The organism is Streptomyces sp. NBC_00057 (assembly GCF_045041165.1).
In the GTDB taxonomy this organism is placed as follows: Bacteria; Actinomycetota; Actinomycetes; order Streptomycetales; family Streptomycetaceae; genus Streptomyces.
Map to the genome: position 1 here is coordinate 5627154 of NZ_CP108256.1, position 7847 is coordinate 5635000.

A 7847-nucleotide genomic window follows, 5' to 3' on the forward strand; every position below is an offset into this window, starting at 1 on the left:
CGCACCCCGCGCCCCGCACGGTGATCAGCACGTGATCGGAGGACCGTCCCCATGCTCGACGAGTCGCTGCTCGACGCCCCGGAAGCCCTGGCCCGAGCCGACCGCCGCGGCCTGCTCCGCGGCGCCGCCGAGGCCGGGGCCCGGGTCCGTACCGCCGCCCGGCACGCGGCGGAGGCCGGGATCGCCGAGCTGAACCCGGAAGGCCGCCCCCGCGCCGTACTCGTCGCGGGCTCCGGCACCGCCGCGTCCGGCGTCGCCGACCTGATCACGGCCCTGGCAGGCGCCTCCGCGCCCGTCACCCGTATCCACCCCACCGGGGTCGCCCCCGCCGCGGGCGCGATGCGCTGGACGCTGCCCGGCTGGGCCGGCTCCGTGGACCTGCTGCTCATCGTCACGGCCGACGGTTCCGAGCCGGGCCTCTCCCTTCTCGCCGAACAGGCGTACCGCCGCGGCTGCAGCGTCGTGGCCGTCGCCCCCCGCCAGTCACCGCTGCGCGAGGCGATCGACGGGGCGCACGGACTCGTCGTACCGATGGCCTCCGCCCCGCACGGCGAGTACGACGCCGAGACATCGGCCGCAGGCCCCGGCACGCTCTGGGCCCTGTTCACCCCGCTGCTCGCGCTGCTCGACCGGGTCGGCCTGGTCACCGCGCCCGCCGAGGCGCTGCAGGGCGTCGCCGACCGCCTCGACCGCACCGCGGAACGCTGCGGTCCGGCCATCGCCACGTACAGCAACCCGGCCAAGACGCTCGCTGCCGAACTTGCCGACAGCCTGCCCCTCATCTGGACGGAGGGCGAAGCCGCAGCCCCGGTCGGCCGCAGATTCGCCGCCGTCCTCGCCGAACTGTCCGGCCGCCCGGCCCTCGCCGCCGAACTCCCCGAGGCCCTTCCCGCTCACGGCGCACTGCTGGCGGGCACATTCGCCGCCGGGGCCGACCCCGACGACTTCTTCCGCGACCGGGTCGACGAGCCGGAGCCCCTGCACGCCCGCGTCGTACTGCTCCGCGACCGCCCCACCGGCGGCCTGAGCGCCGGGCCCGCCGCCCGCGAACTGGCCCTCGGCCACGACACGGCGATCAGCGAACTCGAACCGGACGAGGGCACCGAGCTCGAAGCCCTCGCCGAACTCCTCGCGGTCACCGACTTCGCCGCCGTCTACCTGGCACTCGCCTCGGCAGCCCGCGCCTGACCGCCCGGGCCGACCCGCACCACGCACACCACCCCCCCCCGATCCACGCATCTCACAAGGACGAACTCATGGACCGGCTCTCCAACACCGTGCGCCCTTACGCCTGGGGCTCCACCACCGCCATTCCCGAGCTGCTCGGCATCGCCCCCACCGGCGAACCCCAGGCCGAGATGTGGATGGGCGCCCACCCCGGAGCCCCCTCCCGCCTCACCCGTGCAACCGGCACCAAAGAGGCCGGCCCCGAGCAGCCTCTCACCGACGTCATCGCCGCCGACCCGGAGCGCGAACTGGGCCGGGCCACCGTCGAAAAGTTCGGCCCCCGCCTGCCCTTTCTCCTCAAACTGCTCGCGGCAGGCGCCCCACTCTCCCTCCAGGTCCACCCCGACCTCGCACAGGCCAAGCAGGGCTACGAGGACGAGGAGCGCCGATCCGTCCCGATCGACGCACCCCATCGCACGTACAAGGACGCCAACCACAAGCCCGAGCTGATCTGCGCGCTCACCCCCTTCGCCGGCCTGTGCGGCTTCCGCAGGCCCACCGAGGCCGCCGAGGCGATGGCGGCACTCGGCGTCGACTCCCTCAAGCCGTACGTCGACCTCCTCGGCGCCCACCCCGAAGAGGCAGCCCTGCGCGAGGTCCTCACCGCGATCCTCAGCGCCGACCCGACGGAGACGGCCGAAACGGTGAACCTGGCGGCCGCTGCCGCCGAACGCCTCGGCGGCGCCCACGCCCCGTACGCCCGGATCGCCCACCACTTCCCCGGCGACCCCGGTGTCATCGCGGCGATGCTGCTGAACTACGTAGAACTCCAGCCCGGCGAAGCCCTGTTCCTCGGTGCGGGTGTTCCGCACGCCTACCTCGACGGCCTCGGCGTCGAGATCATGGCCAACTCGGACAATGTGCTGCGTTGCGGACTCACGCCCAAGCACATCGACGTGCCGGAACTCCTGCGCATCGTCCGCTTCGAGGCGACCGACCCCGGCGTCCTGCGCCCTGAGGCGTCCCCGTCCGGCGAGGAGCTGTACGAGACGCCCGTGGACGAATTCCGGCTCTCGCGCTTCGATCTGTCGCCCGGCGCCGACCCCGTCGACCTGACCAGGGACACCCCGCAGATCCTGCTCTGCACCGCGGGCGCCCCGAAGGCGGGCACGCTCGGTCTCACCCCCGGGGCCTCGGTCTTCGTACCCTCCGGCGAGAAGGCCGAAGTGTCCGGTACGGGAACTCTGTTCCGCGCCACAGTGGTGGCCTGACGTACCGTCCCCATCAGCGGCTGCAACAATGTCCGGCCGTACCGCGGCGCCAGGGCCGCAGTACCGAAGAAGGGACACCAGGCACCCATGAGTGCGTCAGGCGGAACCAAGGCGATCGTGGCGGCACTCGGCGCCAACCTCGCGATCGCAGTGGCCAAATTCGTGGCGTTCCTGTTCAGTGGCTCGTCGTCGATGCTCGCGGAGAGCGTCCACTCGGTCGCAGACTCGGGCAACCAGGGCCTGCTGCTGCTCGGCGGCAAGAAGGCCCAGCGCGAGGCCACCCCCCAGCACCCCTTCGGCTACGGCCGCGAGCGCTATATCTACGCCTTCCTCGTCTCCATCGTGCTGTTCTCGGTCGGTGGCATGTTCGCGGTGTACGAGGGCTACGAGAAGATCAAGCACCCGCACGAGATCGAGGCCTGGTACTGGCCGGTCGGTGTGCTCGTCTTCGCGATCATCGCCGAGGGTTTCTCCTTCCGTACGGCCATCAAGGAGTCCAACGAGACCCGCGGATCGCTCTCCTGGAAGGAGTTCGTCCGCCGGGCGAAGGCCCCCGAGCTCCCCGTCGTCCTCCTGGAGGACCTCGGTGCGCTGATCGGTCTGGTGCTCGCCCTCGCAGGTGTCGGCCTGGCCCTCGGGACGGGCAACGGCGTCTGGGACGGAATCGGCACCCTCTGCATCGGCATCCTTCTGATCGTCATCGCGATCGTGCTCGCCGCCGAGACGAAGTCCCTGCTGCTCGGCGAGGCCGCCGGCGCCGACCAGGTCGAGAAGATCAAGGCCGCGGTCGTCGACGGGGACACGGTCACCGCCGTCATCCACATGCGTACGCTCCACCTCGGCCCGGAAGAGCTGCTGGTCGCCGCCAAGATCGCGGTGCATCACGAAAACACGGCCACCGACGTGGCCAACGCCATCAACGCCGCCGAGACCCGCATCCGCGCAGCCGTCCCGATCGCCCGGGTCATCTATCTGGAACCGGACATCTACAGCGAGGCCGCCGCCGCAGCCGGCACCAACCCCGGCAAGAACCCAGGTGGAGCGCCCGAAAACGCTCCCCGAACGACCCGCGACGGAACCCCGGACACCTCGACGGATTCCGGCCACTGACCCACCCACGTACACCTCCCAACCGCCTCCGACAGTCCCTCCCGCCCGCTCCCGGCATTGCCCTCCCAGCCACTCCCCGTCCAGGGCGGGCTGGGAGCGACTGGGCCGATCGGTGTAGATTCGATGGCAGTGTCAGACGTCGCTGCTGATGGCGGTCGATCGGTCCTCATACGCGGACCGGCCGAGGGAGAGAGGGCCTCCGACGGACTGCGCTATGCGAGCGCCCGGGCATTCGTGTGCCCGCCGCCGCAGAGCCAGCCGTGCCCACCTCGACACCCATCACGAGGAGCAGCCCGTTATGACGACGGTCGCCAATCGACAGGACTTCAAGGTCGCAGACCTCTCCCTCGCGGCGTTCGGCCGCAAGGAGATCACCCTCGCCGAGCACGAGATGCCCGGCCTGATGTCGATCCGCAAGGAGTACGCCGCCGCGCAGCCGCTGGCCGGCGCCCGCATCACCGGTTCGCTGCACATGACCGTGCAGACGGCCGTGCTGATCGAGACCCTGGTCGCCCTCGGCGCAGAGGTCCGCTGGGCCTCCTGCAACATTTTCTCCACCCAGGACCACGCCGCCGCGGCCATCGCCGTCGGCCCGAACGGCACCCCGGACGCCCCCGCGGGCGTCCCGGTCTTCGCCTGGAAGGGCGAGACGCTCGAAGAGTACTGGTGGTGCACGGAGCAGGCACTGACCTGGCCGAACACCCCCACCGGCGGCCCGAACATGATCCTCGACGACGGTGGTGACGCCACCCTCCTCGTCCACAAGGGCGTCGAGTTCGAGAAGGCCGGCGCGGCCCCGGACCCGTCGACTGCGGACAGCGAGGAGTACGCCCACATCCTCACCCTGCTGAACCGCACCCTCGGCGAGTCCCCGCAGAAGTGGACTCAGCTGGCGTCCGAGATCCGCGGCGTCACCGAAGAGACCACGACCGGTGTGCACCGGCTGTACGAGATGCACCGCGACGGCACCCTCCTCTTCCCGGCGATCAACGTCAACGACGCCGTCACCAAGTCCAAGTTCGACAACAAGTACGGCTGCCGCCACTCCCTGATCGACGGCATCAACCGTGCCACCGACGTGCTCATCGGCGGCAAGACCGCCGTCGTCTGCGGCTACGGCGACGTGGGCAAGGGCTGCGCGGAGTCCCTGCGCGGCCAGGGCGCCCGCGTCATCATCACCGAGATCGACCCCATCTGCGCGCTGCAGGCGGCGATGGACGGCTACCAGGTCGCCACGCTCGACGACGTCGTGGCCCAGGCCGACATCTTCGTCACCACGACGGGCAACAAGGACATCATCATGGCCGCCGACATGGCCAAGATGAAGCACCAGGCCATCGTCGGGAACATCGGCCACTTCGACAACGAGATCGACATGGCCGGCCTGGCGAAGATCGACGGCATCGTCAAGGACGAAGTCAAGCCGCAGGTCCACACCTGGACGTTCCCCGACGGCAAGGTCCTCATCGTGCTGTCCGAGGGCCGCCTGCTGAACCTGGGCAACGCCACAGGCCACCCCTCGTTCGTCATGTCCAACTCGTTCGCGGACCAGACCCTGGCCCAGATCGAGCTTTTCACCAAGCCCGAGGAGTACCCGACCGACGTCTACGTGCTGCCCAAGCACCTCGACGAGAAGGTCGCCCGCCTCCACCTCGCCGCGCTCGGCGTGAAGCTCACGACGCTCCGCCCCGAGCAGGCGGCCTACATCGGCGTCGAGGTCGAAGGCCCGTACAAGCCCGACCACTACCGCTACTGATCCCGCCCGCCAGCGACCGCGCACGTCACCACCGGTCAGTGACGACCGGCCGCTGACAGACGGAACAGCCTCAGCAGCAGCTACGACCGCAGGCCCCCGCACCCCCGTGTCGGGGGCCTGCCCCGTACCGCACCCGCTCAGCCCGAGGAACCTCGAAGGACCCCATGCCCCGCGGCCGATATTCGCTCCATGATCTTCACGATCACACCCTCCTCGGCGAAGAACACTTCCAGTGCGCCCCCGGCCCCTCCGGCTGGCGCTATGTCTCCCAGACCACCGCCCCTTCCGGCGACCACCTCGGCTCCGTCGACCTCACTCTCGACGAACTGGGCCGCCCCGTCCGGCTCGAACTCCACGCCGCGAGCTGGCAGGTCCGCGGCGCCGCCCTCGAAGGCGTCACCTGGGTCCGTACCGACCCGATCGGCACTCATGCCACCGAAGGCAATGTGCGCGCCCATGCCTTCACCGGTACATCCCCCGCATTCCTCATCGCGACCTCACGACTGCTGCGCCTCACCCCCGATTCCCCCGCGACCCGCGTCCGCCTGGTCGCCTTCACGGACCCGGTCCTCGCTCCCCGCACCGTCGACCAGTCCTGGGCCCTGATCAACAGTGAAGCGCACGCCACTGACAACGGCCCTCTGACGGTGGACGAATACCAGGTCAGCGCCCTGGACACCGGTGAGCAGCACACCATTCACATCGCAGGCGACGTGGTCCTGTCAGCCCCCGGAGTCGAGCTCGAAGACCTGGAGTCCCCGCCCTCGCCTCGCTAGGCAGGCGGCGCGAACCCCGTCGCAGCGGGTGCTGCTCCGCCCTCCTCCACTGCCGGGACCCCGGGAACACCCGCCCCCGCACCCCCCACGGACGGCCCGGACCCACCTGGCACGGAAGCAACAGCCCCACCCGCCGGTACTCCGCTCCCCGCCTGCGCAGCGACGAACACCCGCCGCGCATCCCGCGCCTGCCGCTCGTTCACCACCGCCGCCAGATACGCCCCGGCGGGGACCCCCTCGGGCACCGGAACCCCGGTCCTCGTCGCCAGCTCCACGGCCAGCCGCTCCGCCATCGACCGGCCCACCTGCGCGTCGAGCTGATGCATTCGCGTCAGGTACTGGCGTATCGCCAGCCAAAGACCGTCCGGCACCGCCGACAGATCCAGTCCCGCGAACCGCCCGACCAGCCAGGGCGGCGGAGGTGGCACAGCAGCAACTCGTCCCGCCGACACTCGCTCCCGTACGACAAGCGTCCCAGCGAACACGTCCCCGAGCCGCCGCCCCCGCGCCGACACCAGCGAGGCGATACAGGCGACAACCCCGAGCGTCATCAGAATCTCGACGACCCCCATGGCCCCGCGCACCAGCGCATGCCGAAAACGGATCGGCCCCCCGTCGTCCCGGACCACCCGCAGCCCGCACGCCAGCTTCCCCAGCGAACGCCCATGGCTGAGCGTCTCCACCGCGATCGGCCCGCCCACCAGCACCAACAGAAAGGACGCGACGGATACGGCCGCGAGTGCCGCGTCATCCAGCGTCGCCGTCGCAATGGCCAACCCGATCGACACCAGAACGAACGTCGCCCCCACCACGGCAAGATCGATGGCCAGCGCCAGCGCTCGACTAGGCAATTTCGCCGGACGCAGCCCCAGCACGACCGCGTCCCCGGTCACGAGCTCACTCATCGCCGCCCCACCCTTCGCCGATCTTCCCTGCCCCTCGGGACCTCAGTCTGCCAAGCTGACCCGCAGCGCGCCGCCATAGTACGAACCCGTACGCACCCATGCCTGGAGCAGCAGCCGACCATGGACCTCGACGTCTTCGTGACCGCCCACCGCACCGAGTGGGACCGCCTGGACCATCTCCTGCACCGCGGGCGCCGGCTCAGCGGCGCGGAAGCCGACGAACTCGTCGAGCTCTATCAGCGCACGGCCACCCATCTCTCCCTCCTCCAGTCCAGCGCCCCGGACCCGATGCTCACCGCGCGCCTCACCCAGCTCGTGGCCCGTGCCCGATCCACGGTCACAGGCACCCGCCGAGCCTCCTGGCGAGACGCCACACGCTTCCTGACCGCCGGCTTCCCCGCCGCCGTCTATCGGTCCAGGCACTGGTGGATACCCACGGCCGTCCTCTCCACGCTGCTGGCCGCAGTCATCGGCTGGTGGATCGGCACGCATCCGGAAGTCCAGTCGGCCATCGCGGCTCCGGACGACCTCCGCCGCCTGACCAGCCCGGGCGGGGAGTACGAGTCCTACTACTCCAGCCACCCGGCCGCTTCGTTCGCCGCCCAGGTATGGACGAACAACGCCCAGGCCGCAGCCATGTGCCTGGTCCTGGGAGCGTTCCTCGGCATCCCGGTGATCTGGATCCTCTTCGTCAACGTGCTCAACCTTGGCGTCGGCCTCGGCCTGATGTCCTCAGCCGGCCGGCTCGACACCTTCCTGGGGCTGGTTCTCCCACACGGCCTGCTCGAACTCACTGCCGTCTTTGTCGCAGCGGGTACGGGCCTGCGCCTGGGCTGGACGGTCATCGACCCGGGCCCGCGCA

The 7847-nt window shown here is 70.5% G+C and carries 7 protein-coding genes (1 of these 7 only partly in view); 6 read left to right on the forward strand and 1 reads right to left on the reverse strand.

Annotated elements, in window-relative coordinates; translation table 11 throughout:
- Positions 1–51 precede the first annotated feature (51 nt).
- The 5 genes from OG953_RS26515 to OG953_RS26535 all read left to right on the forward strand — a co-directional run bounded on the left by OG953_RS26515 (position 52) and on the right by OG953_RS26535 (position 6080).
- On the forward strand, positions 52–1188 hold the full coding sequence (locus OG953_RS26515; RefSeq protein WP_405687360.1) for an SIS domain-containing protein: 1137 nt from the start codon (positions 52–54) through the stop codon (positions 1186–1188).
- Between the two features lie 68 nt (positions 1189–1256).
- The gene (gene manA / locus OG953_RS26520) at positions 1257–2438 is read left to right on the forward strand and encodes a mannose-6-phosphate isomerase, class I (RefSeq protein ID WP_405687361.1); all 1182 of its coding nucleotides are present in this window, start codon (positions 1257–1259) and stop codon (positions 2436–2438) included.
- Positions 2439–2525: 87 nt separating this feature from the next.
- Positions 2526–3548 carry a cation diffusion facilitator family transporter gene (locus tag OG953_RS26525; RefSeq protein WP_405687362.1) on the forward strand — a complete coding sequence of 341 codons (1023 nt, stop codon included), beginning with the start codon at positions 2526–2528 and terminating at the stop codon, positions 3546–3548.
- Between the two features lie 298 nt (positions 3549–3846).
- Positions 3847–5304: an adenosylhomocysteinase gene (gene ahcY, locus OG953_RS26530; protein WP_405687364.1), complete on the forward strand. Its 1458-nt coding sequence runs from the start codon at positions 3847–3849 to the stop codon at positions 5302–5304.
- Positions 5305–5468: 164 nt separating this feature from the next.
- Positions 5469–6080: a hypothetical protein gene (locus tag OG953_RS26535; protein WP_405687366.1), complete on the forward strand. Its 612-nt coding sequence runs from the start codon at positions 5469–5471 to the stop codon at positions 6078–6080.
- Here the strand turns inward: OG953_RS26535 and OG953_RS26540 are convergent.
- Positions 6077–6985 (reverse strand): RDD family protein, encoded by a 909-nt coding sequence (locus tag OG953_RS26540; protein WP_405687367.1) that lies wholly within the window; start codon positions 6983–6985, stop codon positions 6077–6079. The two genes, OG953_RS26535 and OG953_RS26540, sit on opposite strands and share 4 nt — an antisense overlap.
- A 120-nt stretch (positions 6986–7105) precedes the next feature.
- Between OG953_RS26540 and OG953_RS26545 the strand changes: the two genes are divergently transcribed.
- Positions 7106–7847, forward strand: the 5' portion of a protein-coding gene (locus OG953_RS26545; RefSeq protein WP_405687368.1) for a stage II sporulation protein M. The gene runs 266 nt beyond the window's last position; the window shows 742 of its 1008 coding nt (coding positions 1–742); it begins with the start codon at positions 7106–7108; its stop codon lies off the right edge, out of view.